This window comes from Leptospira ilyithenensis (genome assembly GCF_004771005.1).
Lineage (GTDB): Bacteria > Spirochaetota > Leptospiria > Leptospirales > Leptospiraceae > Leptospira_A > Leptospira_A ilyithenensis.
Window position 1 is genome coordinate 83,111 of sequence record NZ_RQHV01000032.1, and the last position, 26,508, is coordinate 109,618.

General features: G+C 40.3%; 23 protein-coding genes and 1 pseudogene. 13 read left to right on the plus strand and 11 right to left on the minus strand.

Translation table 11 applies throughout. The annotated features are described in order from the left end of the window. Position 1 precedes the first annotated feature (1 nt). Together EHS11_RS04620 and EHS11_RS04625 are read left to right on the plus strand one after the other, a co-directional pair. On the plus strand, positions 2-964 hold the full coding sequence (locus tag EHS11_RS04620; RefSeq protein ID WP_135763239.1) for an NAD-dependent epimerase/dehydratase family protein: 963 nt from the start codon (positions 2-4) through the stop codon (positions 962-964). 61 nt (positions 965-1,025) lie between these two features. After that, the gene (locus EHS11_RS04625) at positions 1,026-1,421 is read left to right on the plus strand and encodes an acyl-CoA thioesterase (RefSeq protein ID WP_246047600.1); all 396 of its coding nucleotides are present in this window, start codon (positions 1,026-1,028) and stop codon (positions 1,419-1,421) included. Here EHS11_RS04625 and EHS11_RS04630 read toward each other — a convergent pair. Next, positions 1,407-2,269 (minus strand): annotated as a pseudogene (locus EHS11_RS04630) (pirin family protein). The gene EHS11_RS04625 and the pseudogene EHS11_RS04630 overlap by 15 nt on opposite strands. After that, entirely contained in the window at positions 2,266-3,318 is a 1,053-nt protein-coding gene (locus tag EHS11_RS04635) for a glycoside hydrolase family protein (RefSeq protein ID WP_135763241.1), read from the minus strand. Before EHS11_RS04635 ends, EHS11_RS04630 begins: the two are co-directional and overlap by 4 nt. A 202-nt stretch (positions 3,319-3,520) precedes the next feature. Here EHS11_RS04635 and EHS11_RS04640 point away from each other — a divergent pair, with 202 nt between their 5' ends. Further along, positions 3,521-4,207 carry a DJ-1/PfpI family protein gene (locus EHS11_RS04640; protein ID WP_135763242.1) on the plus strand — a complete coding sequence of 229 codons (687 nt, stop codon included), beginning with the start codon at positions 3,521-3,523 and terminating at the stop codon, positions 4,205-4,207. A gap of 51 nt (positions 4,208-4,258) precedes the next feature. Here the strand turns inward: EHS11_RS04640 and EHS11_RS04645 are convergent, their stop codons facing one another. After that, positions 4,259-5,584 (minus strand): MFS transporter, encoded by a 1,326-nt coding sequence (locus tag EHS11_RS04645; protein ID WP_135763243.1) that lies wholly within the window; start codon positions 5,582-5,584, stop codon positions 4,259-4,261. A 53-nt stretch (positions 5,585-5,637) separates the two neighbouring features. On the opposite strand from EHS11_RS04645, the gene EHS11_RS04650 reads away from it, so the two are divergent. Together EHS11_RS04650 and EHS11_RS04655 are read left to right on the plus strand one after the other, a co-directional pair. Beyond that, on the plus strand, positions 5,638-6,606 hold the full coding sequence (locus tag EHS11_RS04650; RefSeq protein WP_167884351.1) for a cysteine synthase A: 969 nt from the start codon (positions 5,638-5,640) through the stop codon (positions 6,604-6,606). Positions 6,607-6,882: 276 nt separating this feature from the next. Next, positions 6,883-8,658 (plus strand): sensor histidine kinase, encoded by a 1,776-nt coding sequence (locus EHS11_RS04655; RefSeq protein ID WP_167884352.1) that lies wholly within the window; start codon positions 6,883-6,885, stop codon positions 8,656-8,658. A 6-nt stretch (positions 8,659-8,664) separates the two neighbouring features. Here the strand turns inward: EHS11_RS04655 and EHS11_RS04660 are convergent, their stop codons facing one another. After that, positions 8,665-10,617, minus strand: coding sequence for an acetoacetate--CoA ligase (locus EHS11_RS04660; protein WP_135763275.1), 1,953 nt, complete (start codon positions 10,615-10,617; stop codon positions 8,665-8,667). A 91-nt stretch (positions 10,618-10,708) separates the two neighbouring features. Between EHS11_RS04660 and EHS11_RS04665 the strand changes: the two genes are divergently transcribed. Both EHS11_RS04665 and EHS11_RS04670 read left to right on the plus strand, forming a co-directional pair. Then, a complete protein-coding gene (locus tag EHS11_RS04665) occupies positions 10,709-12,079 on the plus strand; it encodes an MBOAT family O-acyltransferase (protein ID WP_135763245.1) in 1,371 nt (456 codons plus the stop codon). Between the two features lie 17 nt (positions 12,080-12,096). After that, positions 12,097-13,185, plus strand: coding sequence for a DUF1574 family protein (locus EHS11_RS04670; RefSeq protein ID WP_135763246.1), 1,089 nt, complete (start codon positions 12,097-12,099; stop codon positions 13,183-13,185). A 44-nt stretch (positions 13,186-13,229) separates the two neighbouring features. Here the strand turns inward: EHS11_RS04670 and EHS11_RS04675 are convergent, their stop codons facing one another. Further along, a complete protein-coding gene (locus EHS11_RS04675) occupies positions 13,230-14,039 on the minus strand; it encodes a dienelactone hydrolase family protein (protein WP_135763247.1) in 810 nt (269 codons plus the stop codon). Positions 14,040-14,325: 286 nt separating this feature from the next. On the opposite strand from EHS11_RS04675, the gene EHS11_RS04680 reads away from it, so the two are divergent. Both EHS11_RS04680 and EHS11_RS20300 read left to right on the plus strand, forming a co-directional pair. Next, the gene (locus tag EHS11_RS04680) at positions 14,326-16,047 is read left to right on the plus strand and encodes an acyl-CoA dehydrogenase family protein (protein WP_135763248.1); all 1,722 of its coding nucleotides are present in this window, start codon (positions 14,326-14,328) and stop codon (positions 16,045-16,047) included. A gap of 117 nt (positions 16,048-16,164) precedes the next feature. Further along, entirely contained in the window at positions 16,165-16,299 is a 135-nt protein-coding gene (locus tag EHS11_RS20300) for a hypothetical protein (RefSeq protein ID WP_281282556.1), read from the plus strand. Between the two features lie 233 nt (positions 16,300-16,532). Here EHS11_RS20300 and EHS11_RS04685 read toward each other — a convergent pair whose 3' ends face one another. Both EHS11_RS04685 and EHS11_RS04690 read right to left on the minus strand, forming a co-directional pair. Then, positions 16,533-17,699 carry a fatty acid desaturase family protein gene (locus tag EHS11_RS04685; protein WP_135763249.1) on the minus strand — a complete coding sequence of 389 codons (1,167 nt, stop codon included), beginning with the start codon at positions 17,697-17,699 and terminating at the stop codon, positions 16,533-16,535. Between the two features lie 46 nt (positions 17,700-17,745). After that, positions 17,746-18,834: a ferredoxin reductase gene (locus tag EHS11_RS04690; protein ID WP_135763250.1), complete on the minus strand. Its 1,089-nt coding sequence runs from the start codon at positions 18,832-18,834 to the stop codon at positions 17,746-17,748. Positions 18,835-18,965: 131 nt separating this feature from the next. On the opposite strand from EHS11_RS04690, the gene fabR reads away from it, so the two are divergent. Next, positions 18,966-19,607, plus strand: a complete 642-nt coding sequence (gene fabR / locus EHS11_RS04695) for an HTH-type transcriptional repressor FabR (protein ID WP_135763251.1) — start codon at positions 18,966-18,968, stop codon at positions 19,605-19,607. 59 nt (positions 19,608-19,666) lie between these two features. Here the strand turns inward: fabR and EHS11_RS04700 are convergent, their stop codons facing one another. Together EHS11_RS04700 and EHS11_RS04705 are read right to left on the minus strand one after the other, a co-directional pair. Next, positions 19,667-20,134, minus strand: a complete 468-nt coding sequence (locus EHS11_RS04700; protein WP_135763252.1) for a VOC family protein — start codon at positions 20,132-20,134, stop codon at positions 19,667-19,669. 27 nt (positions 20,135-20,161) lie between these two features. Continuing rightward, on the minus strand, positions 20,162-20,920 hold the full coding sequence (locus EHS11_RS04705; protein ID WP_135763253.1) for a DUF6597 domain-containing transcriptional factor: 759 nt from the start codon (positions 20,918-20,920) through the stop codon (positions 20,162-20,164). A gap of 241 nt (positions 20,921-21,161) precedes the next feature. Between EHS11_RS04705 and EHS11_RS04710 the strand changes: the two genes are divergently transcribed. From EHS11_RS04710 to EHS11_RS04720, 3 genes are read left to right on the plus strand one after another with little or no spacing between them, the layout of a single operon-like run. Beyond that, positions 21,162-21,626, plus strand: a complete 465-nt coding sequence (locus tag EHS11_RS04710; RefSeq protein ID WP_135763254.1) for a hypothetical protein — start codon at positions 21,162-21,164, stop codon at positions 21,624-21,626. Beyond that, positions 21,627-22,256 carry a hypothetical protein gene (locus EHS11_RS04715; protein WP_135763255.1) on the plus strand — a complete coding sequence of 210 codons (630 nt, stop codon included), beginning with the start codon at positions 21,627-21,629 and terminating at the stop codon, positions 22,254-22,256. Positions 22,257-22,298: 42 nt separating this feature from the next. Then, the gene (locus EHS11_RS04720; protein ID WP_210413628.1) at positions 22,299-22,706 is read left to right on the plus strand and encodes a VOC family protein; all 408 of its coding nucleotides are present in this window, start codon (positions 22,299-22,301) and stop codon (positions 22,704-22,706) included. A 78-nt stretch (positions 22,707-22,784) separates the two neighbouring features. On the opposite strand, the gene EHS11_RS04725 is transcribed toward EHS11_RS04720, so the two are convergent. Next, positions 22,785-24,161 (minus strand): fibronectin type III domain-containing protein, encoded by a 1,377-nt coding sequence (locus EHS11_RS04725; protein ID WP_135763256.1) that lies wholly within the window; start codon positions 24,159-24,161, stop codon positions 22,785-22,787. A gap of 533 nt (positions 24,162-24,694) precedes the next feature. Beyond that, on the minus strand, positions 24,695-26,377 hold the full coding sequence (locus tag EHS11_RS04730) for an adenylate/guanylate cyclase domain-containing protein (protein ID WP_135763257.1): 1,683 nt from the start codon (positions 26,375-26,377) through the stop codon (positions 24,695-24,697). Positions 26,378-26,508 lie beyond the last annotated feature (131 nt).

A 26,508-nucleotide genomic window follows, 5' to 3' on the forward strand; every position in this document is an offset into this window, starting at 1 on the left:
TATGAAAATTTTAGTAACCGGCGCAACCGGAATGATCGGCGCAAACATCGTAAATGAATTATTAAAATCGGGCAACGATACGGTTTCCATATTGGCCCGCTCCAAAGAAAAAGCGGAAAAGCTATTCCCAAAGAACGTAAAAATCATGTTAGGTGATATTACCGACAAAGAAAGTTTGAAAACGGCCGTTTCCGGCCAGGACATGATATATCACTCCGCCGGTTTACCCGAACAGTGGTTTCGTGATCCTTCTCTATTTACAAAAACAAACGTAGATGGAACACGGAATGTATTGGAAGCGGCCAAAAATGCAAAAGTAAAACGAGTTGTATATACGAGCACGATCGACGCATTCCAAGGATTCAAAGACCAAACTTACGATGAATCCGTATTGGATCCGAATCCGAAAGGAACTTACTACGAACGTTCCAAACAGGAAGCGGATCGGATCGCAGTCGGATATTTAAACGAAGGAATGGACATTGTATTTTTACATCCGTCCGGTGTTTACGGACTGGGACCGATCAGCTCTCCCGGACCCAACGGACTTATGAAAGATCTGATCCGAGGAAAGGTTCCCATGCTTTTGCCCGGAGGATTCCCAGTCGTTTTTGCAAAAGATTGTGCGATCGGACATATACTTGCCGCAAAACATGGAAAAGTTGGTGATCGGTTTATATTAAGTGAAAGTTATCTCTCTTTAAAAGATTTTGCCGTTTTAGTAAACGAAATCAGACCCATTCCAAAAATGCCTAACGTGATGCCATTAGCAATAGCAAAGATATTTTCTACGATCGTCGAAGGATTTGCTTGGTTGACAGGACACCCTCCTCTACTACCGAAAGGACAATTGCATTTTTTGCAATGGCAAGCGATTCCTTCTGCGGAAAAGGCAAAAAAACAATTAGGATGGAAACCTACCGGTGCAAAAGAAGGATTCCGCCAAACGATCGAGTCGTTCTAAACCGAATTGACCACTACGACTTAGTATCAAAAGAACAAAAATCATGAAAACCTACGAAACAATGAAAGCCGTCAGGTTCCAACACTGTGACCCTGCGGGGGTTGTATTCACACCTCAGTATTTCAATCTATTCATGGAAGTGGTGGAAGATTGGTTTGCTCATCTTGGTTATGGTTTTTCCAAAATTGTAATCAAAGAACACCAAGGAATCCCTGCTATGCGGATCATTGCGAAATTCTTCAAACCTTCCTTTCTCGGCGACCAATTGCAATTTGTTTTGAATGTAAAACGGTTAAGAGAAAAAAATGTCTTGGTCAACGTCACTGCTTTCTGCGACCAAGAGCGTCGTTGTACGACAGAATTTCTATTTGGGTTTGCCGCATTGTCGAGCCTTAGTCTGGTTGAATGGCCGGAAGGTCTCCGGGAAGGAATGTCGGAGTATTTACAAGGACGGTAGAGGTATCCTTTCGACTTCCCCCGGCACACGAGAGGGAAAGTATCATTTTGATAACTTTCTTTCGCCTTATCAATCAATTCCTGAGAAGTAGAAACGAAGTTCCACCAGAGATACCTTTTTTCAGGAAGAGGTTCTCCTCCGAGTAACATCAAACGACTTTCTTCCAAAGCTTCAAATTCCACGGAAGCACCCAGATCATAACTAATCATGTTTCCGACACCAAACTCCGCGTCTGCGACTTTGATTTTACCACGGGCCACATAAATCCCGGCTTCTTCTTTGGGTTTGACATTCCATTGAATCCTACCGGCATCCGGTTTCACTTCAACATCCGCATAAAATAAAGGAGAATGAACATGTGCAGTCGAGACTAATCCCAGAAACTCACCACCTAATAAACGCAATATTATACCGTTCCGTTCATAGACTGGAATTTCTTCCTGGGAAAGATGTTGAAAGCCCGGCTCCATCTCTTCTTTTTCCTTAGGAAGCGCCACCCAGGTTTGTAATCCTTCAAAAGATGTATACTGGTCATCCAGAACCGAACGTTCGCTATGTGTGATTCCGGAACCGGCAGTCATCCAATTGGTTTCATAAGGACGAATCGGTTGGAATATACCCAAACTATCCCTATGTTCAATGACTCCGCTGTATAAAAAAGTAATTGTAGAAAGGCCTATATGAGGATGGGCGCGAACGACCAATTCTTTTCCGGTGACAACGGGCACAGGACCGAAGTGATCTAAAAAAACAAAAGGTCCGATCGCTCTTTTTTCCATTGAAGGAAGGAGTCTTTTTACTGTGAAATGATCACCTAAATCTTTTTCGTGGCCTTTGAAAAACTTCATCTTTTCTTTTTAGATTTTGCCTTTTTGGAAATCACTCTCTTTTTGGAATTCTTTTTAGAATCGGGTTTGGAGATACTCTCTTCTTCCACTTTCCCTACAAAGAGTCCGATTGCCTCTTTTCCTTTAGACCAATGGGATTTGTTTCTGGCATTGAAATAGATGATAAATACTTTTTCGGATTCTGAAAATTTTACATCGCAGGAAGATACATGGCTTGCCTTCCAGCCTTGTCCTGTAGGCCCGAGAATAGGTGTATCGTTGATACGATCCCAATGGATTCCGTCTTCGGATTGCAAAAATAAAATCGCAGAACCGGATTCTTTGGTTTTCGGATTCCAAAAAATTCCATTCTGAAATCCGAATAAACGATCTTTCCAACGAACAACTTTGATGGAACCTGCACTTAGATTGGAATAAGGGTCCATTGTATTTGCGGATAATATCGGTTTGCTGAACAAGGCAAAAGGACCCAAAGGTGATGCAGAGTCCGCAACTCCGATATGCAATGGTTTGCAAAATCCGCAGTCGGGAACATAGACCAGGGAAGATGAAAAATAGAGACGATAACGGTTTCCTACTTTCACCAAACAAGGATTACTGACCGAATCTCCCCGTTCCGGATCGGATTGCCAATCTTTTGTAGGACTGAGAATGGTTTTAGGTTCCGACCATGTTTTCAAATCCAAACTGGTTCGTACTTGAATCTTCGATTTCCATTTGCGGCCTTTCAACAGGGAAAGCAGGAAAGAGAATGGTTTGTACTTTTCATAATAAAGATAATAAGTCGCATTTTCCGTATAAATGAACGGCCGCATAGCGTTTGATAGAATTCGTTCGGGTTTTGACCATTCGATTCCGTTTTCAGATTTATAATGAACAATTCCGAAGATAGTATGCGCGAATAAATGCCACTGGTGGTCGAGACTGTCTTCCGGGAATAAAAAGCTTGGATCGGATAAAACAGGAAAGGGAAAAGAAGGTTTCAAAACCGGTTCGTCTTGGTAAAGTCTCCAGTAGATATTGGTTTTTGCGGTTGTTTTTTGTTTCATTGAATGGCTAGATTTGTTATATCAAATGGTTGCGGATTGGAATCTTCATTGGCAATGATTTTTTATCATTAGGTTTTCAATTCAACCTGGACAAAATATCCTTCAAGAGAAGGATAAAAACGAGTTGAAAAGTTAACAATATTTATGCGATATAATAAAACAATCGACCATCCTACTAAAGGACCACCGGAGGCAAGATTCCATGAAACTGATCATAGGAATGATATTATTCGAAGAAGTAACCATTTTGGATTTTGTCGGTCCTTACGAGGTATTTACAAAAATCAAAGACTGGGAAATCAAAATCATCGGCCTCGGTGGAAAAAAAATCACTTGTAACGGAAGTTTAAAGATAGAAGCGGAATACGATATATCCGAAATCGAATCCGTAGACATTTTATTTGTTCCCGGCGGATACGGGGTGAACGAAGTGATTTTAAATCCCGACTTCCTGAAAGAATTAGAACGGCTTGGCAGTTCGGCAAATTATGTTACCTCCGTTTGTACAGGTTCTTTGGCTTTAGGAGCCGCGGGTCTTTTGCAAGGATACCAAGCAACCAGTCACTGGCGTTCTTTGGATTTGCTCTCCTACTTCGGCGCCACACCGAATCCCGATAGAGTGGTTTGGGATGGAAACAGAATCACAGGAGGAGGAATTACTTCCGGAATCGACTTTGCACTGGACTTGGTAAAAATCATAGAAGGAGAAGAAAGAGCAAAGGAAATCGAACTCTGGTTAGAGTATGATCCCAAACCTCCTCTTTTAACAGGCCACCCCAGAATTGCGCCTAAGGAAGTTTTGGAGAGGGTTGTAAAAAATACGGAAAGCAGCAGATTCGTAAGAGAAAATGTAATTCGGGAGTTTTTAAAGAACAAGCAAGATAAATGAAAAAAGAATACGACTTTTCAAATTTCAAAACAAAGCGATGTTATGCTATCATCACCCTCTTGGTTTCAATCGCCAAGTAAAGGAAAGCAATAGAATCGCAAAGACGGTAGCGACTACAATTGCCGCTAAAGCTTCGTTCCACGAATAATGATCCACAAGCCAACCTAGACCCTTGCCTTGCGCCGTTCTACCCAAAGCGCCGAATAAACCGATAAATCCTGCGGCAGTTCCCACCGCTTTTTTGGAAGTGAAATCCAATCCCGCGACTCCGAGTAACATCACAGGGGGATAAATAAACAATCCGATGATTCCGAACAAAATAAAATCGATCATTATATTTCCGGGAGGATTGTAGATGATTCCCAGAAATGCAAAAAAGATAGGAATGATACAAAGCAAACTCACCATCCCTCTTCTTCCTCCCGCTTTGTCGGAGATCCAGCCCATTAACAAAGTAGAACCGATTCCGCCAAACTCGAGTACAAGAGTGGAAATTCCTCCGCTTTCCAGATTGGCACCTTTCACCTCTTTTAAGTAAGTTGGTCCCCAATCAATCAAACTGTAGCGAATGATATAAACGAAAAAATTCGCAATGGAAAATAACCAGATATATTTATTGAGTAGAACATTGTGTAAGATCAGTTCTTTCGTGCTCAGCTCTTTTTCATGATCTTCGTTTTTCTTTTCTTCGGGAGGATGGTCTTGGTTGAATTCTTCGATGGGGGGAAGGCCGACGGACTGAGGTGTATCCACCAAACGAAGGTAAAGATAAGCTGCACCGATAAGTGCAATGACCCCTGGAATAAAAAATGCGTACTGCCATCCGAAATAGGATGCGGAATAAGAAGCAATGACTCCTACAAGACCGCCACCTATGTTATGAGCAATATTCCAAAAAGCGAATGTTTTCCCCCTTTCACTCACGGAATACCAATGTCCAAGCGAACGACCGCAAGGTGGCCATCCCATACCTTGTACAAGACCGTTCAACCCCCAGAGTACCAAATGAACCCAATAATGATTCGTAAATCCGAAAGAAAAATTCAAAATTGCGGTGAGGACCAAACCCACCGTCATGAATTTTCCAGGATTGGAACGATCGGACAAGGCTCCCATAATGAATTTGCCAAGTCCGTATGTAATTGCCGTTACCGCTAATATATCTCCAATATCTTGTCTAGAATAGCTTAACGCTTCGCCAATTTCCTTCGAAACAGGGGAAAAATTGTTACGAACCAGATAAAAGGTAGTGTAACCGAGAAAGGTGGATTCCAAGATACGCCAACGGTATCTTGGGTAAGCTTCTTTGATTTCTTGTATCGGTTTGAGAGAGATGGGACTGGCAGGACGGAACCAATTCAGAATGGCTTGCAACATTGTCCTGGAAATTTGAAGTAATGCTAAGAGGAGTCAAGCCCAATCTAATATCTATGGATATCAAAAAAGGTTTCATTGAATCTGTGGGAAATACCCCACTCATCCGTATCAACTCATTGAGTGACGAGACGGGTTGCGAAATTTTAGGCAAAGCGGAATTTATGAACCCAGGAGGTTCTGTAAAAGACAGAGCCGCTCATTACATCATCGCCGAAGCGGAAAAAAACGGATTGTTAAAGCCGGGCGGAACCGTCGTGGAAGGTACAGCAGGAAATACGGGAATAGGAATCACACATATCTGCAATGCGAAAGGTTATAAAGCAGTGATCATCATTCCCGAAACCCAATCCCAGGAAAAAATAGAAACCTTGCGCACATTAGGTGCTGATGTAAGATTGGTTCCCGCAGTTCCGTATGCAAATCCGGACAACTATGTACGTGTTTCCGAACGAATTGCGAAAGAAATTCCAAATGCCATTTGGGCAAATCAATTTGACAACTTGGCAAACAGAAAAGCTCACTTTGAAACTACCGGGCCGGAAATTTGGAAACAAACGGATGGAAAGTTGGATGTATGGATTGCCTCTTTGGGAACCGGCGGAACCTATTCGGGGACTGCATTGTATTTCAAAGAAAAAAATCCTAAGATCAAATGTATTGTAGCAGATCCTTATGGTTCCGGGATTTATTCCTTTATCAAAACCGGGACGATTTCCATTGAAGGAAGTTCGATTACGGAAGGGATCGGACAAGGTCGCATAACAAAGAATATGGAAGGGATGCCTGTTGACGATGCTCTTCGAATCGACGACAAAGAATGTTTGCGGATTTTAAACATCCTTCTCAAAAAAGACGGTCTTTTTATGGGCGGATCGGTCGGGATCAATGTTGCGGCGGCATACCAGACAGCAAAAACCTTAGGACCGGGTCATACGATCGTGACCATTCTATGTGATGGAGGTGCCCGTTACCAATCCAAAATCTATAATGATGAATTCCTAAAAACGAAAGGGCTAATTTAGAAAAAAAAACAAGGTTCCTTTAATAAAAATCAGTCTTAACCCAGATGGGGCAGAATGCATATATTTCTGCTCCGAAATTTATTGCATACAAACCCCTTCGTCCCTTAAAAGCAATTTGACTAACACAAATTCACCGGAGATTCTATACAAAGTCTCATCAATATGCGATATTTACTGGTACGAATCCTAATTATTGTCTTCCTTATTATCGTGCCTTTGGCTTTGCTTTCCCGTTTCGCTGAAACAAATTCTCCATGCAAAGATCATTCGAAAGAAATGGTATATTGGGAGGACAAATCGGCAAATGTAAGTTTTGACGAAATTATCAACAAGCAAGAATTAGGTGATTTCAGGCAAAAAACGAGACCAAATCATAATATAGGATATTCCAAATCCGCCTTTTGGTTTTATTGGAAACCGAATTTCACTCATCAGAATGTAAGGTATTGGCTGGTAATAGACAATCCCTTGATCGACAATCTGGATTTTTACCAAGTAGAAGAGCAAGGAACTTGGGTGGAAAGATATATGGGGGATGATAGGCCGTTTACAAATAGAATCATTCCCATCCGACCTTTTTCCCTGCGTATGACGGAAGGAGCGTATCAGAAGGGGATTTATTTAAGAGTCAAGTCAGAAGGTTCGATCCGTTTTCCTGTGGAGGTTTGCAGAGGAGATGTCATCATCGCAAATGCTGCCCGAACGGAAATAGCCTACGGATTATTTTACGGAAGTATATTGTTCATTTCCATCTATCAATTGTTAAGTTATTTTTACTCAAGAAACATTACTTTCTTAACTTATTCTTTCTTCGGATTCACTCTTTCGGTATTTCTCGCTTCGCAGAGCGGGCACTTACAGGAATTCTTTTATCCGGAGATAGCAGGAATTAGCAATTACGTGAATCATGTCAGTAGTTCTCTTTCGATTGTATGCGGCATTTATTTCATATATTCCTTTTTTCCTTTTATGAAAGAAAACAAAATATATCGTTATACAGTATATTCGTTTTTGGTTTTGGCGGGATCGATCACTCCGCTTACTTTTTTAGTTCCTTATTCTTATATATCCAGGGTTCTTCCTTTTTTTAGCCTAATCATTGTTATTTTCCTTTTAATAGTATTAACAAGAAGAAACCTAAACTATTCCGAAAAATGGATACGCAGGGGAATCGTAGTCGTAATAGTCTCGATCATCATTGCGACAATGCGAAATTACACTCTGATACCCAATTCTTTTCTCACCCTTCATATTGTAAAAATCTCGCAGTTCATCCAAGTATTGTTTTTTGCTTTGGCGACAAGCAGTCAGTACAAGATGATCGAACAATACGCACTTACAACCGCTACGGAAAGAAATACCGCATTAAAACTCGCAAAATCAAAGTCGGAGATACTTGCTTATTTAAGCCACGAAATCAGAAGTCCCATTCATTCCATGTTGGCCTATTTGGAATTATTGACTGAAAAGGAAAACAATAACGAGAATCAGGTGGAATTGAAATTGGTTCAAAAATCCGCCGAACATGTCGTCGCATTGGTTTCAAACATATTGGAACAGAGCAGACTGGAAGCGGGAAAGGTTGAAATTCAAAAAGAGTCCTTTTCCTTACAAACATTAATCGATGATATAACTCTGGAACAAAGACCGATTGCAAAACAAAAAGATCTTAACCTGGAAGTGCTCTTTACCGACGATCTACCGAAATCAATTTGGGGAGATTCTCTTCGTATCCATCAGGTTTTAACAAATCTGATCTCCAATGCGATTAAATTTACCAATTCCGGAAAAGTAATTCTTTCCGTTTCCAAAGAAAACGATCGGATACGTTTTTCAGTAACGGACTCAGGGCTAGGAATCAAAGCTGAAGAAATCGAATCTTTATTTGCAGAATTCAAACAAGCCAATTACTCCATTTACAAACAGTTTGGCGGAACAGGGCTCGGTCTTTCCATTTCCAAAAGCCTACTCAACCTGATGGATTCCGATCTCAAACTGAAAACGGAAATGAGTGTCGGTTCCGAATTTTATTTTCTAATCAAAATCGACTAACGATTATTATCTCAATTCTGGAATATCTTTAAAATATAAAAGAGATTCGGGATTTGCGAGTGCATTGCTGTTTTTCACCGTTTCACCCTGGACAGTCTGCCTTACCGCGATTTCTACTTTTTTACCATTTACAGTATAAGGAATATCTTTCACTTCCAAAATCAAAGCGGGAACATGGCGGGGAGAAGTTTCGGAACGAATTGCATCTTTCAAGCGGGATTTCAATCCTTCTTCCAAGTTCCGGCCTTCTTTCATTTTTAAAAAGAGTACAATTCGTACATCTTCCTTGTATTCCTGTCCGATGATCACCGAATCCTGCACTTCCGGAAAAGTCTCTACTACGGAATAAATATCCGCAGTTCCGATACGAACTCCTCCCGGATTCAAAGTAGCGTCGGATCTTCCGTAAATGATCATTCCTTTGTTTTCAGTCAGCTCCGCAAAATCCCCGTGGCACCAGATATTTTCAAACCGCGAAAAATAAGCTGCCTGGTATTTCGAACCGTCCTTATCATTCCAAAAGAAGAGAGGCATCGAAGGAAAAGGAGACTCACAAACAAGTTCGCCTTTTTCTTTTTCCACAGGCTTTCCGTCTTCATCAAAAACTTTTACATCCATCCCGAGTCCTCTGGACTGAATCTCTCCTTCAAAAACGGGAAGGTCTGGATTTCCAAGCGCAAAACAGCCGTTCAAGTCCGTTCCTCCAGAAATGGAAGCAAGTTGTACATCCTTTTTAATCTTGGAATATACATAACGAAATCCGGACGGGTACAAAGGACTGCCTGTAGAAAGAATGGTTCTGAGTTTTGCCAAAGAAAATTCATTCATTGGTTCGACACCATCCTGTTCCATAACAGACAGGTATTTGGCACTGGTTCCGAAAACATGAATCCCTTCCTCCTCCGCAAAATGCCAAAGAGTTTTCCAATCGGGATGGAACGGATTTCCATCATATTGGCATAAAGTGGCGCCTAACGCCAAAATGCTTTGTGACCAATTCCACATCATCCAACCGCAGGTTGTATAATAGAATAATTTTTCTCCTGCATGCAGGTTCGCATGTAGAGCTAGTTCTTTTGTATGATTGAGTAAGACACCTGCGCCTTGCACGATGCATTTGGGAAGACCTGTCGTACCGGAAGAAAACATAATATAAACCGGATCTTGAAAGGAGATGGATTCGTATTTCAGCTTTGCGTTTTTTTCTTCGGGCAAATCGTCGTAGCGAATGGGCTTTGCTACTCCATCTAACAAAAATGAGCTGCTTGTAAAGGGAAAAAGAACAGTCGCCTTATAATCCGTAAACGAAGCGAGTTTTTCCGATACCTCACCTACTTTATCCAAAATAGAAATCTTTTTTCCTTTGAAGAAATAACCGTCGACTGCAAGCAATACTTTAGGCTGAATCTGTTCGAACCGATCCAAAATTCCCTTTGCACCGAAATCCGGAGAGGCGCTGGACCAAATAGCTCCCAAAGAAGTGGCAGCGAGCATCCCGATGGTGGAAACCGGCGCATTGGGAACCAAGCCGCAAACCCGATCACCTTTTGAAACACCCAAAGTTTTAAAATAAGAAGCAAGTTTTAAAACTTCTGTCTTTAACCGATAGTAGGTGAGTGTTTCCTTTTTTCCGTCTTCGCCTAAGTAAAGAATTGCGATATCTTCCTGTTTTCCTTTTTCCAAAAGATTCTCCGCAAAATTAAGCTCGGCACCTTCGAACCATTTTGATTCCCAAAATTTTTCGGACCTTTTCAAAACATGATCGGGCTCTTTATGAAAAATAAATCCTGATTCTTTAGCCCAATGAGACCAAAAGGATTCCAAGTTAGAAATCGACCAATGATGAAAGGAATCGTAATCAGGAAGGGAGACCCTCTCTTCTTTTTCTATTTTGATTCTAAATTTTGTAAGTAAAGTTTCCGGACCGGAAGCCGTCCAAAGTTTTCGGGATAAAGCCATGGTATGCAAAATAGTGAAATTGTGATTTGGAAGCAAGCCTCTTTGCATAAAAGAAGTGGCACAAATTTCTTTCCACTGAATCTTGGAGCTAATGTTATTTAACTCTTTGGACTACCTGATATTTTTTATTTCCTGTTACATCATATACTGGTCGTCCCCGAGAAATTTCCGCAAATACATACTGATTGTATTTTCGCTTATCTTTTATGCGTATTGGAGCAAGGCGTTTTTATTCCACTTCTTTGCATTTATCGTTCTCAGTCATTTTGCCATTTTAGGTATCCTCAAAACAAAAAAGAAAATATTTTTGATCATGGGAATTGTCGTCAATCTGGCAAATCTCATCTTTTTTAAGTACATTCTAACATACTTACAGTACATCATCAAAGAAGACTCTGTTCGATTCCCTTTTAGCGATTCCATTACTTCCATTGCCCTGCCACTTGCTATCAGCTTTTATACATTTCAGATGATCGCATACATCATTGATGCCTGGAGAGGAAAATTCACGGAGTCACCTTTCCTGGACTTCGTATTGTTCATCCTATTTTTCCCACAGCTGATCGCAGGTCCCATCATGCGCCATGATGATTTTTACAATCAGATCGAGAAGGCACAACTTAACTGGGATTATGTGCAGAGGGGGTTTTATCATCTGATTTCCGGAATCATCAAAAAGGTTTTGATCGCCGACCAAATCGCCAAGCTGATCAACCCGGTTTGGAATGATCCGGCGGGTTACGACGGATTTTCCGTTTTCCTTGCGGTGCTTGGATTTTCCGTTCAAGTGTTCTGTGATTTTTCAGGATACACCGACTTTGCACGCGGGTCCGCATTTCTTTTAGGATATGAAATTCCCGAAAACTTCAAGGCTCCCTACTTCTCCGTCAGTTTCACGGAACTTTGGACAAGGTGGCATATCACTCTTTCCACTTGGATCAGAGATTATCTCTATATCCCTCTCGGGGGGAATAAGGTTTCCGAAACCCGTTTCAAATTCAATACGATACTTGTCATGTCACTCGGCGGACTTTGGCATGGAAATACATATACTTTCTTTTTCTGGGGACTGCTTCATGGAATTCTGCTCGGGATAGAACGCTCGTTATTCGGTAAGATCGACCGGAAAAATCTGAACTTACAAAAAAAGATCTTCGGCTTTATCATAGTAACAATATTCTGGCTGATCGGAGCTTCTTTTTTTCGTGCGGAAAATTTTCAAAAATTGATTCTACTATGGAGCAACATTATCAATCTTAAGGGAAATATTATTTACAAACCTGACTTTTGGGTATTGGTTTTCGCCTGTTATTCGATTCAGTTTATAGAATTCAGAAATTATTTTTCACCCAAGTTTGCAAATATGGGAAAGTGGTTGGTGCCTACAACCTGTATCATCGTCTATTTTGCTTTGGTCAAAATGGAAACCCAAGTAGAAACATTTATCTATTTTCAATTTTAAAAATATAAGTAATCATTATGAAAAAAATATACTATTATCCGTTATTCATCTTTCTAATTGTTTTTTTAGCAGATAAGATTGCCTGCATACCCGTTTTACTCGAAAGCGGAAGAAGACATTACAAAGCGGGCCAGAACATTCTTTTGGGAATCAATCCTGTTTGGAACGCAGATAAAGCCAAACAATCGGCAGGATCTACCACCGTATCTATGTTTGGTTCTTCCAGATCCTATTTGTTTCATGAATGGAAGGAAATCCCTCTCAAAGAAAATTACTTTTCCAAACCGATTGCAATAGAAACCAGATCCGTTGTCAAAGCTTCCGATTTTTTACTCAATTACCTGCTGATCCGTTCCATGGGCAAGTTAGGTTACAAACCGAATTTGGTAGTGCTCGAATTTTCGGAAGAAATGTTGAATGAAAAAAGCCCCTTCACTTTCAAAAGTAAATCCGAAGAACTGATTCTGAATTCGGATGAACTTGTTTCCATTCTCCCTTATTTGGAAGGAGAAGGAAGAAGGAACGTACTGTTCAAAATTCTTTTCCCTTCTTATAATTATCATTTCCAGCCGCTACTTGCAGCTTCCAATATTTCCAAAGGTAAAAAGGTAGAGGAAGAAACCCTCTTTGTGGAAATGATCGCCCTGATGAATGAAAAACAACCTTTCGATCCGAAAAATGTAGGGTTTCCGTTGAATTCTTTTTCACCACAGGATTACCAGGCAAGGATCATTGATTATACGAACCAACTTGTCAAAAACGATATCTTGAGAAATTATTCCTACTCTCCCAATGAAGAAGGCGCATTTCATGCGACTATTGATTATTTGGAAAAGAACAACATACCAACTGTTATCTGGGAGCCGACGGTACATCCTTATTTTCTTGCCGAAAGAAAAAAGATTACCGGGGGAAATCATTTCCAAGAACTGAAAGGAAAATACATTTCCGAAACTTCCGAAAACATCCGCACTCTTTCTTTTGTGCAAAATCCTTTGGAATGCGACGTATATGTGGATGCAAGTCATGTCTCTCCGGTTTGCATTCCCGAGATGGCGGATCGTATTTTTGCCATAGCCAAGACCATTCCTAATTTCAAAAATTAGAAATGGTAGCAGCAAATATTTTCACTCTTTATTTTATCGATTGTCTATTTGAAATTTTCTGCAAAGAAAGTTTTCATGCTTTCAAAAGATGCATAGTCTGCTTTCGCATTGTACGCAATCCCCGAAATTCCGTGTTTTTCTGAACCAGGTCTTGTGAACCCGTGAACCGCGCCCTGGTGAGATACGAAAGTAAATGGAACTTTAGCATCTGTTAACTTTTTGGCAAATTCAGCTACCACTTCTTTCGAAATGAAAGGATCATCTCCGCCATGGTGAACTAAAATTTTAGACTTAACGGGTTTTGATCCTTTTCCCAAGTTGGGACGTGGCAACATTCCATGAAAGGATACGACTCCGCCTTTCAAGTTGGCACCGTCAAACGCAAGTTCTAGAACACCTTTTCCTCCGAAACAATAACCGATCGCACCGATCTGATTCGGGTCCACATTCGGATCCGCTTTCAGAATTTCCAAAGCTTTATATATCTTTTTTAGGAACGCTTTCGAATCTCTGTTTGCTGCGGAAAGTTTTCCTGCCTCATTATGATCTTCAGTAACAACTCCCTTTCCGTAAACATCCATTGCGAACGCCACATAACCCAAATCGGCAAGCTGTTTCGCTCTTTGTTTTGTGTAACCGGAAAGTCCCCACCACTCATGGATCACTAAAATCCCGGGACGTTTTCCGGTAATGGACTTGTCCACAGCCAAAAATCCTTCGTAAGTATTACCATCTAACTTGTATTCTACGGCTTTTCCTTCGACACTTGCCTTTACCGGCTGTTCCGAAGAAGGTGTTGTAGAGCAAAATCCTAGCGCCGCAAGGCATGAAATGAATATAATTCGTTTGAACATAAATCCTCCAAAATCCGGACTTCTCCCCATTAAAACCCGAATTTTAGCAATTAGTCCGCTCTTATCATTCTTTTTCTATAAGTATTTTTTAAAAGTACCGTTCCAAAGTTTTTTGGCAAACCGGGATGAACCCTTATATTGGAAAATCCGCTCAAAAATCGAAATCTCGAGTATACTGGTCAGTCTACTGTTGATTTTTCATTCAATAAACTTCCCCTAAAGAACAAAATTTTATCGCTTAATCTTACAGCGAATGCTAAGCTTAACGAGAACACCGAGGCATATTATGATCAAGGGCAATTATTTCCAAACCAATGAAGATTTCAAAGAACACTTTTACGACCTAGTCGACTGGGATGAAATCGTAAATATCTATGAACACGGATTTGCAGACGCAAAGGAATACGAAAAAACGAAAAACCATCGGCTTGAAATGGCACCGACTAACGTTGGGGAAGCGATTGCTTACTACGAAGAGGTTCTAAATTCCTGCGGAGAAATTTCGGGTGAATATGTTTCCCAAGTAGCGCAAGATGTGGATCATGAAGGTTTGAAGTATGCAAATGGCGTAGTGACTCATCCGCAAGCAATGGTTGACGTTATACATAAATACCACGAAGCAGGACTCGGTCCCGCAGGGTTCAAACGCAAATACGGCGGACTAGGTGTTCCTAACATAGTAAAGGCGATGATTGCCGAACTTATGTACCGTTCCGACAGTTCCATCACAATTGCAGTAGGAAGTATGGGACTTGCAAGCATCCTGGAACGATGTGCTTCGGATGAAATGAAAGAAGAATGGATTCCAAAACTGATTTCGAATCATTATACCGTAACCATGGGACTTTCGGAACCTGATTTCGGATCCGACCTTCCCAACATTACAACGAAAGCAGTAAAAAAAGGAGACGATTGGTATTTAACAGGTACTAAGCGGTTCCAAACAGTGGCCTGCGGACTGAACGGAGAGCCAGGAATGACTTTGACTCTTGCGAGAACGGGAACGCAAGAAAGCGGAGCACGCGGCCTTTCCTTTTTTATCGTGGAAAACAAAGACTACGAAGTCTCGGGTATCGAAAAAAAACTGGGCATAAAAGCCTCCGCAACATGCGAAGTCGTTTTCGAGAATAGCAAAGGTTATTTGGTAGGAAAAGAAGGATACGGACTCGTAAAGTACGTGATGGGAATGTTAAACGGAGCAAGACTCAGTGTTTCTTCCCAAGGTACTGGAATAGCCACTACCGCTTACGAAGAGGCGAAAAAATACGCGGAAGAACGTATCCAATTTCACAAACCGATCATTACGATCCCGGCAGTCAAAAAAATGTTGGACCGAATGGAAAGAGAGATTGCAGGAATGCGTTGTCTTATGGTAGAGGCGGCATATTCCGTTGATAAATACTATTGGACGGAAGATGCGAAAGACCTGGATCCTTTGAGCGCAAAAGCAAAAGACGCAAAACTTTGGGAGAAAGTGGCAAACACACTCACCCCCATTTCCAAATACTATAATTCGGAAATGTGTAATGATTTGGTATATGACGCCTTGCAAGTATTTGGTGGAGCAGGATACACTGAAGACTACGATTTGTCCAGGCTTTATAGAGATGCCCGTATCACAAATATCTATGACGGAACCACTCAAATACAAGTCAACGCTGCCATCGGAGGGATCACATCCGGAATGTCCCAAACGGGAGTCTTCCGTCAATACCTGGACCAAAGATCTCAAGGTCTGAGTTTCGAAAAAAACCTATCGGAAACGAGAAAAGTTTTCGAAGAGATCGTAGAATCTTGGAAAAAGATCACAGATACAACTTTGCGTGAAAAATTCGCTTTTGAAGTAGTAGAGTCTAGTGCCCGTTTGGTGGTAGGAATACTGATGGAAAGAGCGAAAGCAAAGTCGAAAAGCAGAAAGGATTTAAGAAAAATCTGGTGCCAAGGATTTCACGTCGATTCTTTGGCCATTCTTACAGGGAATTTGATCCGAATTCAGAATGCGATTTAGACTTTAAACAAAAATAATTTTACGACAGGATTCATTTTTCGTTTTCCAAATTTATTTTTTAATTGGAAAACGAAAATTTTACCTTACCTTATTCAAACTTATTGTAAGGAGATTTTAATGAAAAAAATCAGTGTATATGCAGGTTTGTTAATGGCAATCATGCTGGCTACAACCAACCTTTCCGCCAAGTGTTACGGATATAAAAGTTTGCGTCAATGGAGATTCGTTTGCAGATCGCAAAAAAGCAGGTGAAGTCTGTAAAAAAGTAAATGGTTCGGATTGCGGTGCAACGACAGGAAATTCAGGTTCATGCACCGGGCCAAAATGTTATGATGAATCCGGTAACCAAAAAAGTAACATCAAAGTTGATAAATAAAAAATAGATCCTACTGAAACTTAGAAACTCATACTACAATAAAAAAACCAGAGGATCATATCCTCTGGTTCCTAAATTCAAATCTATACTTTAAAAGCCTGCGCCTTATTTACACTGGCACCAATTCTTCGGAAGTCGTATCAACCATAATGATTTGCGGTTCCGGCATCAGTTGTATTTCTTTCACATTTCCCATAAGTTTTTTCGCAATCTTATTCGGGAAGGAATATACAAAGATACGTTTCCATACGGCAGCAAATTGTTTTGCAAAACTTCCGGTATTATAGTTTTGTCCGTACTTTTTGCAAACAGCTTCGAGTCTCGGAGCGATCTCTTGATAACGCCTGGAAGGGACATCAGGATACATATGGTGTTCGATTTGGTGACTGAGATGGCCGCTCATCAGATAAAGGAACTTGCTTCCGCTAATATCGGAAGACCCTTTCAACTGACGAATGTACCATTCCGCTCTTGTTTCATTTTTGATTTCTTCGGGAGTAAAAGTTTCCGCATTCTCTGTGAAATGACCGCAAAAGATAATCGAGTAAGTCCAAACATTTCTGATCATATTTGCGAGAAGATTTCCCAAAACAACTTTTGGAAAATTAAGTCCCGCCAAAATCGGAAAGAAAAGATAATCCTTTACCAATTGCAATTCGATCTTTTTGAAAAATACGTCTCTGTATTCTTTCAGAGTTCTTTTCTTTCTGAGTTTTTTAGGAATCTCCATATATTCCACACGATACCCGTGGGCGCCGACTCCCCATTGAAAGTGAAACATCAAAAACAAATTGGAAAACATTTGTGTCAAGTGAACCGGTTTCCATTTTTGATCGTCAGTCAGTCTTGTGAAATTATAACCGTAATCATGGTCTTTACCCAATACATTTGTAAATGTATGGTGCATATAATTATGATAGAACTTCCATTGTTTTGAATCGGATACGATATCCCATTCGAATGTACGGGAGTTGAACCTGGGATCATTCATCCAGTCATATTGACCGTGCATTACGTTATGCCCGATTTCCATATTGTTTAGAATTTTGGAACCTGCGAGCAACAACGTTCCGATTCCGAATGTAATCGGCTCAAAGCTGAAATGAATCAATCCTCTTCCCAAAATTTCAGTATAACGATATGCTTTGTAGACTCGTTTGATATGATTTGCGTCTTCCGTCCCAACCTTTGCCATCACATCTTTTCTTATTTCTTCCAGCTCTGCACCGAAAGCTTCTGTTTCCGCTTTTGAAAGTTTTTTACTTATTGTTTTCATATGATTTGTCTATTTCCTTAATGTTTGTTAGCTAAAAAATACTCTTTTATAAATCCAATTCCAGTTTTTCATCCACACGGGAAAGACAGAGTTGGATATTTCCTTCTCCACTGTCCGACATGGTTTCGTCTTTGATGTTTGTGACGGACCCGCTTGTTTTTCTACAAGTGCAAGTATGACAAATTCCCATTCGACAGCCGCTAGGTGGATAGATTCCCTGGTCTTCGAGTTCTTCCAAGATGGATTTTTCACCTTTCAAAAGAACCGTCTTATGGGATTGTAAAAGTACAACTTCTACGGGACCGTTGCTTTGGTAATTGGTTTGAATCTGATTTGGTAATAAAAACAGTTCCGAGATCACATGATTGTCTTTTAAAAATTCTTTTGCAGAAGTTTGCAAAGGAGCAGGTCCGCAAAGATAAACCAATCTTTCTTTCAGATCGGGAACAAACTTGTCCATAAGCTCGGTAGTTAAAAATCCTGAATCATAGCCTGGAGCCGGAACATCAGTCAAAACATGTTTGATTTCCAACCATGGGTTATTTGCTTCCAATTCCGCAAAGGATTGAAAAAAGATAATGTCTTCTTTGAATCGTGAAAAATAAAGCAACTTCGCCTGACCTTTGTAATTCGATTCAGCCAGAGTTTCAAGAATGGAATGAATGGGTGTAATCCCGCTGCCACCGGCGATAAACAGAAGTTTGTCGGGAAGTGCAGCCGGATCTGCGGTAAATTCCCCGCTTGCCGGACCTAATTCGAGAACGTCTCCCACTTGCAATCTGTCATTGAGAAAATTGGAAACAAGTCCCCCTTTCTGACGTTTCACAGTGATGGTCGGATTTTTTGCCGACGGAGAGGAGGATAAGGAATAGTAACGGGTCACTCGCCGTCCTGCGATCTCTACAGTGACCGGAACGTGCTGTCCCGCCCGAAATCCCTTCCAATGACGATTTGTTTGGAGAACGATTGTTTTCGTATCTGTAGATTCGGAACGAATGGCAACTACCTTTGCTTTTGCCGTAGAAACCGAATACAATGGGTTAATTTCGCCTAAAACGAACTCTAACCAATTGGTCGGCTGGAAATAATTCCAATATTCCTTAGGACTGTTGTAGATAAACGGGAGCACTTTCATATTTTCGCCTCTTTTTTGGTGAACGACTGTTCACAGAGATAACTTACAGTGTTAAATATGTCAACCCTGAATTTGCTTATTTTTTCCTTGATCGAAAAAAAAAGTGAACAATCGTTTACAAAGATTCATTTATGAAGCTAAACCTTCGTTACCAACAGAAACTACGCACCCGTAGCACCTTGATCCAAGCCGCCTTGAAACTTATGGGAGAGGAAAAGAGTCTGGGGGAATTGAGTCTACGCGAGGTAGCGGGAGAAGCAGGGATTGTTCCTGCCGCTTTTTACAGGCATTTTAAGAATATGGAAGAGCTGGGGCTTGCTCTTGTGGATGATATGAGTATCAAACTCCGGACAATCTTACGTGAAGCTCGTAAAAAAGGTGCTTATAAGACCGCCCTCCAGGAATCCATCGCCCTCTTTTTCGATTATGTGAAAGAAAACAGATTATTATTCCGCTTTATCTCCCGCGAAAGAACGGGAGGAAACAAAAGAATCCGCGCGGCCATTCGCAATGAAATGGCTTTCATTACTTCTGAGTTAGCATCTGATATGCGACTCCCAAAATCCGTTCCTTTTTCGGATATTGAATTCGTATCAGAAATGATCGTATTCAATGCATTTCATATCGCTGGAGAATTTTTAGATTCAGATCCCAAAGATTCGCTCAGTGAAAAAAAATTGAAGATCAAAACCGTAAAACAACTTCGACTCATCTTTGTAGGCATTCTCAGAGGCAGAAGCAAAGGCAAGCGTAGATCTATTGTTAGGGGATAAGGTAAAAAGAATTTTATCTCAACGCAAAAACACCGAGAGGAGAAAAGAACTTCCTAGATTCAGCTTTGTTCCAGATGCAAAATATCCTGGTGACTGACCACATTTCCCGAAGGGTCAAGCTCAATCATCGGATTGTAAGCGATTTCCCAAAGGTTGCTTTCTATATCTTCAAAATAAAAAATATAAGCACCGAAGAATGTTTCCTCGGGAGATTTGGTAATCGAAACTTCGGCTTTCTTCAGGTGATTGTACAAAACATCTACTTCTTCTTTGGAATCCACATTATAAGCCAAAGTGAAATGTTTGAAGTCGGATGAATTATTTTCTTTGCCAGCACCTGAAGCCAAATCCTTTGAAGGATAAAAGGACAAAAGTAATCCGTTCAGTCGAAAGAAAATAATGTCTTTGTTTGCGGCAACGGGAATCCAACCGAATTTCTCTTCGTAGAAATTTCTGATATTTTGTAGATTTTTCACACCGATTGTAATGATGGAAATTCTTTCTTTTAGTTTTCCTTTTTGATTCATTGTTTTATGATACAGGAATTGAAAATTCTAGTATTGTAAAAATGGAACATCTTTGGAAAAATATTTTTTGGGAGTAATGCCAACCAGATCTTTAAAGTCGTGAATGAAATGAGATTGATCGAAATAACCGAATTCCAAAGCAAGAGCGGCCCAGTTCCCGGAGACAACTTCATTTTTTTTCACCAAACAAATCATAGACTGTAATCGTTGGGTTCGATAAAACGTTTTCGCATCCAAACCGATATACTGTCGGGATAAACGGGAGAGATGCTGGCGTGTGATTCCAAGTGTGTTTGCCATTTCTTCGATTTGAACGGCAAAAGGATTTCTCCGAATTTGTTTTACGAACTCCAAAACAATCGGATTTCCAAAACTGGATTTTGTTTTTTCTTTGATCCAAAGAAATAGCAAACTAGCTCCCTGGTCGGGGCTTGAAACTGAAGAAAGTTTTTCCAAAAGATCAGAGTTTTGGAAATCCGGAATTGTCACATCCATCCTTTGGTTCGTAATTTCATTGGCAGGTAGATTTAGAAAGATTCCGGCGAAGCCGGGAACAAATCGAATTCCGTAAGAATGTTCAATATCTTCGGGGCTGATGAGTTGGCTTCGGGACATCGTTCCTACAAAGTAGATCCGATTTTTTTTCAAATCAAAAACCAGATCAATGGAACCATCGGGAAGTATGAGCAAACCACCGGAGATAAGATTTCCTTTCTCCTTTTTTTGCATCCATACACAATCTATAAAAGATTGAAGCTCATTTCCGGGAATCCATTCTTTATACATGACGCTTATGAATGATTCAATACTATACTTTACAAAAGACAAAGCAAGTACGATTCATAGCTATAAGATATATTCTGTTAACTGCTGACAAAATTTAAGAATGATTCAATTTGGCTACGAATGGAAGTTTGCTCCGAGGAAGACACAATGACAATTAAAAAAGAAGACTTACGAAAAATTATAAATTGAACCAAGTAATAACCATCAAAGAACTGAATGCATCTCATTAGGAAAAAACGACATGATCGTAAATGTATCCACTGAATTAAAATCCGATTTTGAAACGGTAAAACGGTCCGTGCTCTTACCGAAATTGCTTATTTACGTAACTACTCCATTGATCAAATTCACTCCCTTAGATCCGAATTATTTCCCGATGATCTGGAAGGACGGAGAATACTTGGTAAGTATGAAATTATTCGGAATCATTCCTTTCGGAAAACAATACATTGGAATCCAAAGGTTTCACGATACTACGGATGAATTTATATTAAGAGATAATGGTCATGGTGAATTGATTCGAAAATGGGATCATTGGATTTTTGTCCGCAGAACAAAAAATGAAAACTTAATTTCATATACGGATCGAATTGAAATCAAAGCGGGCTTACTGACTCCGTTGATTTGGATCTTTGGAAATATATTCTATAGATGGAGACAACATCGTTGGAGGAAACTTATCTCGAAAGGATTGGATACTTTATAAATGGACTTAGATATTAAAAAACTGAAACAGCTCGAGTCTTCTTTTCTCTCCATTTATCCCGATGGATTCCAACATCCTCAGTTGAAAGAGATTGGAAAAAAAATGAAATCGGAACAAATGTTTCTTCTCGCCGAAGAATCTTTTACCAAAGAAAAGTTCGAGGAACCTTCGGAACTCGTAAAAGCAATGGTGAAAATAATCACTCGCTCTCCTTTGATTTCCCTATTTGAAAAACCTAAGTTAAGAGATTATGTGGAATCACTTTCCAAAAAAGACAAAGAAACTCTTTCGAACGGTTTGTATGAATTTTTTTACGGAAAAGAAGAACTGGGATTCAATCTGCAACTGGATGTTTTGCACAAAGGCAAATTGGCGAAATGGTCGATCATGACAGTTTGCCCGACATACTTTCGTCCGAAAAAAGAGATTTTTGTAAAACCGACTACCACCAAAGATATATTAGCTTATTTCCAAATTCCGGATCTGGAATACAAACCGACACCCAGTTATGAATTTTATAAAAAATACAGAACTTGGATCAATAAAATGAAAACCCATGCAGATTCTTCGCTTTCTCCCTCCAATGCGGCATTCAGTGGTTTTTTAATGATGAGTTTGGGAAAAAAATAAACTTCTATCCCTTTTAAAGTGGGCCCGAAGAAGAATATTTTTTTGAAACAAGCGGATTTCAATGGAAACGATAGGAGAGAAGGTATGAGTCGATTGGGTGTAGTAGAAATTAAAGCGTTTGTGCCTGCAAAGGACTTTGAACTGTCCAAACAATTTTACCAAGATATGGGATTCAATCTAAAGTCGGATGGAGGCGGAGTCGCATACCTTCAAGTAGGAAATACAAGTTTTCTTTTGCAAGATTTTTACAATCAGGAACTTGCGGAAAACTTGATGATTCATTTGTTGGTAGAAGATGCAAATGCCTGGTTTCAAGAATTAACAAACAAAGGTTTGGCGGAAAAATACAAGATAAGAATTACCAATCCGGAAACGCAACCCTGGAGAATGGTGGATTTTATAGTAGCCGATCCTTCGGGAGTTTTGTGGAGAATAGGAAATAATATTTAGGAACTGGAGCCTGCTTATCTTTATCTACGAAGAATAATAGTTAAGCAAGCGAATGAATATATGAAACCTGACGATTTTTTACTGTAATATTAGAATCTGATGACCCCATCGTTTGGTCGGCAGGTTTGTAAGACTTACCCAAGGTTCCTTTGTGACAAAGTTTGATTTTATAAACATAGTATTTCCTGCCGGAGATGTTGGTAAGGCGGAATTAGAATTCCCTCCGGAATAATATACGTTTCCATTTCTAGGATCTACAACTGCCGATCCAAATCCCATAGCAGATGTTAATTGTGGTGGATTTGTTGTCCAAGTTGCTCCTGCAGAAAACGGGTTTGAAAGTGCTTGGACAAGAGTAGTAGGCGTATAAGCAGTAATGGTTCCGGAGGCAATGCCAGAGCTCAAGACACCGGTAATTGCAGTTACACCACCTATTGACCACATTTCGGATAATACTGAATTTGTATAAGAAACAAGAGAGTGCCCGGTTCGACCTGTGCTAAGGACTACTTCTATATTTCCAGTAGTGAGAGCATTTGATGCTATCATATAACCATCATGAGTCGTTCCAACAACCGCAGCAGCAGTTCGACCACCATTATTATAGACAACATTCCCGACTATCGTACTTGCCCTTCCGGATCCAGTCGCACCAAATGCAAGTCCGGTACTCCAAGTGTTATTCGCAACGTCATAAATATCAGTGGCAGTAGATCCGGCCCAAGCGGAAGTGTTAGAAGTCGTTGTACCACCGAGAAAGAATACTTTACCATTTACCGCAGAGGCCGACATATTAGCTCGTAAGCTCGCCGGTCCCTGAAGTTTATTACTCCATTTATCTGCAAGAACATCATAAACTTGCGTTAAACCGGATACAGAACCACTTGAGGTAAATCCTCCGGCTATTATGAGAGAATTTCTCACACCGGCGATTCCTGCAAAACTTACAGGTGTGGGCAAGCTAGTAAGTCCGGAAAACCAAGTACTCGTATCAGGGTCATATAAATCCACGGCAGAAACAGCAGAAGTGTAACTATCCTGCAATCCTCCGACAGTCCATATCCCTCTTTGTCTCTGAACTTGGGTTGGTATCACTTCTGCTATGGAAACAATAGAAGATGCAAGGGACTCACCGGTTCCTGAAACGGCTGTTACTATAAATTTATAGGGAATCCCCAATTTTAAATTTGAAAGAACCAAAGGAGTATCGACATTATTTAAACGTGTAATCTCCGATGTCGACTCAGGAACTACCGAAGGATCGGTTGCCGATAAAATCTGAGTCAAATTGCCAGATGAATCAATTGAGGGTGTGGAGATTGAGGAGGTATAATATACTCTGTAAACAATCGCATTTGGTATCTTATCCCAAGTGAGAGTTGCAGAACGTGCAGATGTTGAGCTTACTGCTAGATTTGTAGGCGAACTTAGTCCGGGAGTTCCTACAATTGCCATTACTAAGAGATTATTTGCATTTTCATCTTTGTTAGGTGCACTACAAAAATTAAAAACTATCATTAAAAGAATTAAAAGAAATTTAAAAATCATACCATGAGTAGACGAAGAATTGTAAGTGTTTCGGTGATTTTATTAGGTTAGAAATAATTTATTTACTATTTTGTAATTACAGAACTCAGTTGGAATTTAAATAATAAAATACATCTCAACACTTCATATTTAAATAGGAACGATTCATACTTTCGTTCCCTTCGTCGAGGAAAGCTTGATGTAGATGTATCAAAAAACCGGAACTGAGTAGTAGAAAAGGCGAACTTAGTTTTAAAATTTTTTAAGGTTTTGTGAAAGCGATAGGCAGATCGGTGTTTTTATGTTAGGTGGTTTCCGGCAAGCCCACGACCCTCACCCCCCAACCCTAAAAAGGGAGGGGGCTCGATCGATCCCCAAATAAAACTATGTCACATCCATATTCTACCCGCCACGGATTGGAGCGGAAAGCCGGATCCCTCGGAGAGGGAGGCGCCCTAACATTAATTTAATGCAGTTTCAACCTTCGAGATCTTCAAATCCCTTCCGAAAGGAATCAAGTAGACATTGACAGATTCCGTTTTGCCTCGGACGGAAATGGTATGTTTCTCAAACTTGGAAAAATCGATTAATGAATGTTTTGCGACATCTTCGGAAATGATTACCTCGCAGGAATATTCTTTTGTAGCGGATTCCAAACGACTTGCAGTATTCACTGCGTCTCCAATCGCTGTGGGTGTGGTAGAATTTCCAAAAGTTCCGAGAATGACTACACCACTATGAATTCCAATTCCCATCCGCAATGGTTGGGGAAGCTCTTTTTGCAAACGTTCGTTCAGATGGACCAGTTGTTCGCTCATGTTCTGTATGGCAAGGACGGCTTGGTTACTAGCTTCTGTTAGGTTGGAATCCAATCCGAAGATTGCCATTAAGCCGTCGCCCATCAGTTTATCAATTTTGCCGCCAGCTTTTTCGATTTCAGAGCCTACTTGCTGAAAATAGGAATTCAAAATAAAAACCACGTCATAGGGTAATAACTGTTCGGTGAAAGTTGTGAATCCCCGCAAATCTGCAAATAGAATCACTATTTCCTTTTCCGTTCCGTAAATATATCTGCTTTGACGGATCGCATCAATTGCCGTGGCATTTGTAGGTAAAAGCGGTTCAATATAAATATCCGATTTAGGAATGGTTTGACAAGCTAGCCGAACGGACTTGGGAGCGGAGATTCTTGCGAGTACGACTATCTCTTCTTCCGAAGGAGAGTCCAGTTCCTCCAAGCCGGATTCAATATGAACTCTGCAAGTAGAACAGCGCCCTCTTCCTCCGCATACATTTGCATGAGGCAGCTTTGCCAGTTTGCTTGCCTCAAGGATAGTCGTGCCGGGAGATACGATGGAAATCTTTCCGTTCGGATAATGCACTTTGATCGTCTTTTTCTTGTTTTGTGATCTTAGAAAAAACAGCCGGAAAACAAACAATGAAAAAATAACAAAATTAAATGCCAAATTGGCGAGAGTACCGACTTGCAAGGAATACTCTTTGATCCATTCCGCTTTCTCAGGTAGATTCAAAAAAAAATCTTCCAACCATTCAGGATCTTGGGAAAGTAAAAACACTTCTTTCTGTGCACTGATGATTCCCATGATCGAAAGAACGGGAAAGATCGATACGATCACTAAAAACAAGTTGGAATAACTTACAAACCAAGGTTTGTATCTCAACCAAAAATAAAGTCCGAAACAACCATGCGCCCATACAACCAAGAGCAAAGTGATGTCAATGGCAGTGAAAAAGGATCCGTATACTAAAAACAGATGAGTGTAACTGTCCTCAACACCTAACAGTTCATTCATGCCTAGAGTGACTGCGATATGGCCGATCAAAAGCTGAGGAATCACCAGTCCGCTGAAAAATTGCAGAAATTCTCCTTTTGACATTTTCAGAGTCTTTCTGGATAAGATGCTGCTCAGCGTGAGGATGATGTGAATGGATGTAGCAAAGAAAAGAACGGGGTGAATGACGGGAAAACGCCAAAACCCGATGAAAAGTTTTCGTGAGGATTCTAATAAATCCAAAGAAAAAATTCCCAAGCTATGATTGAGAAGATGTGTGAAAACATAGGTAAAAAGAACAAGGCCGGAACCCAACCTCAAACGATTTTTCCATCCAAAGATCAAGTCCATATATTTTACCTATGCCTCAGGGTGAAGAGGAATGAAAATCAGTCGAGAATAATTAATTCAAAGGTAAAGTATCCGGTTTCAGTTTTACTTGGAAAGAATCGAATGGAATTTAAATTGTGAATGAAGGGCAG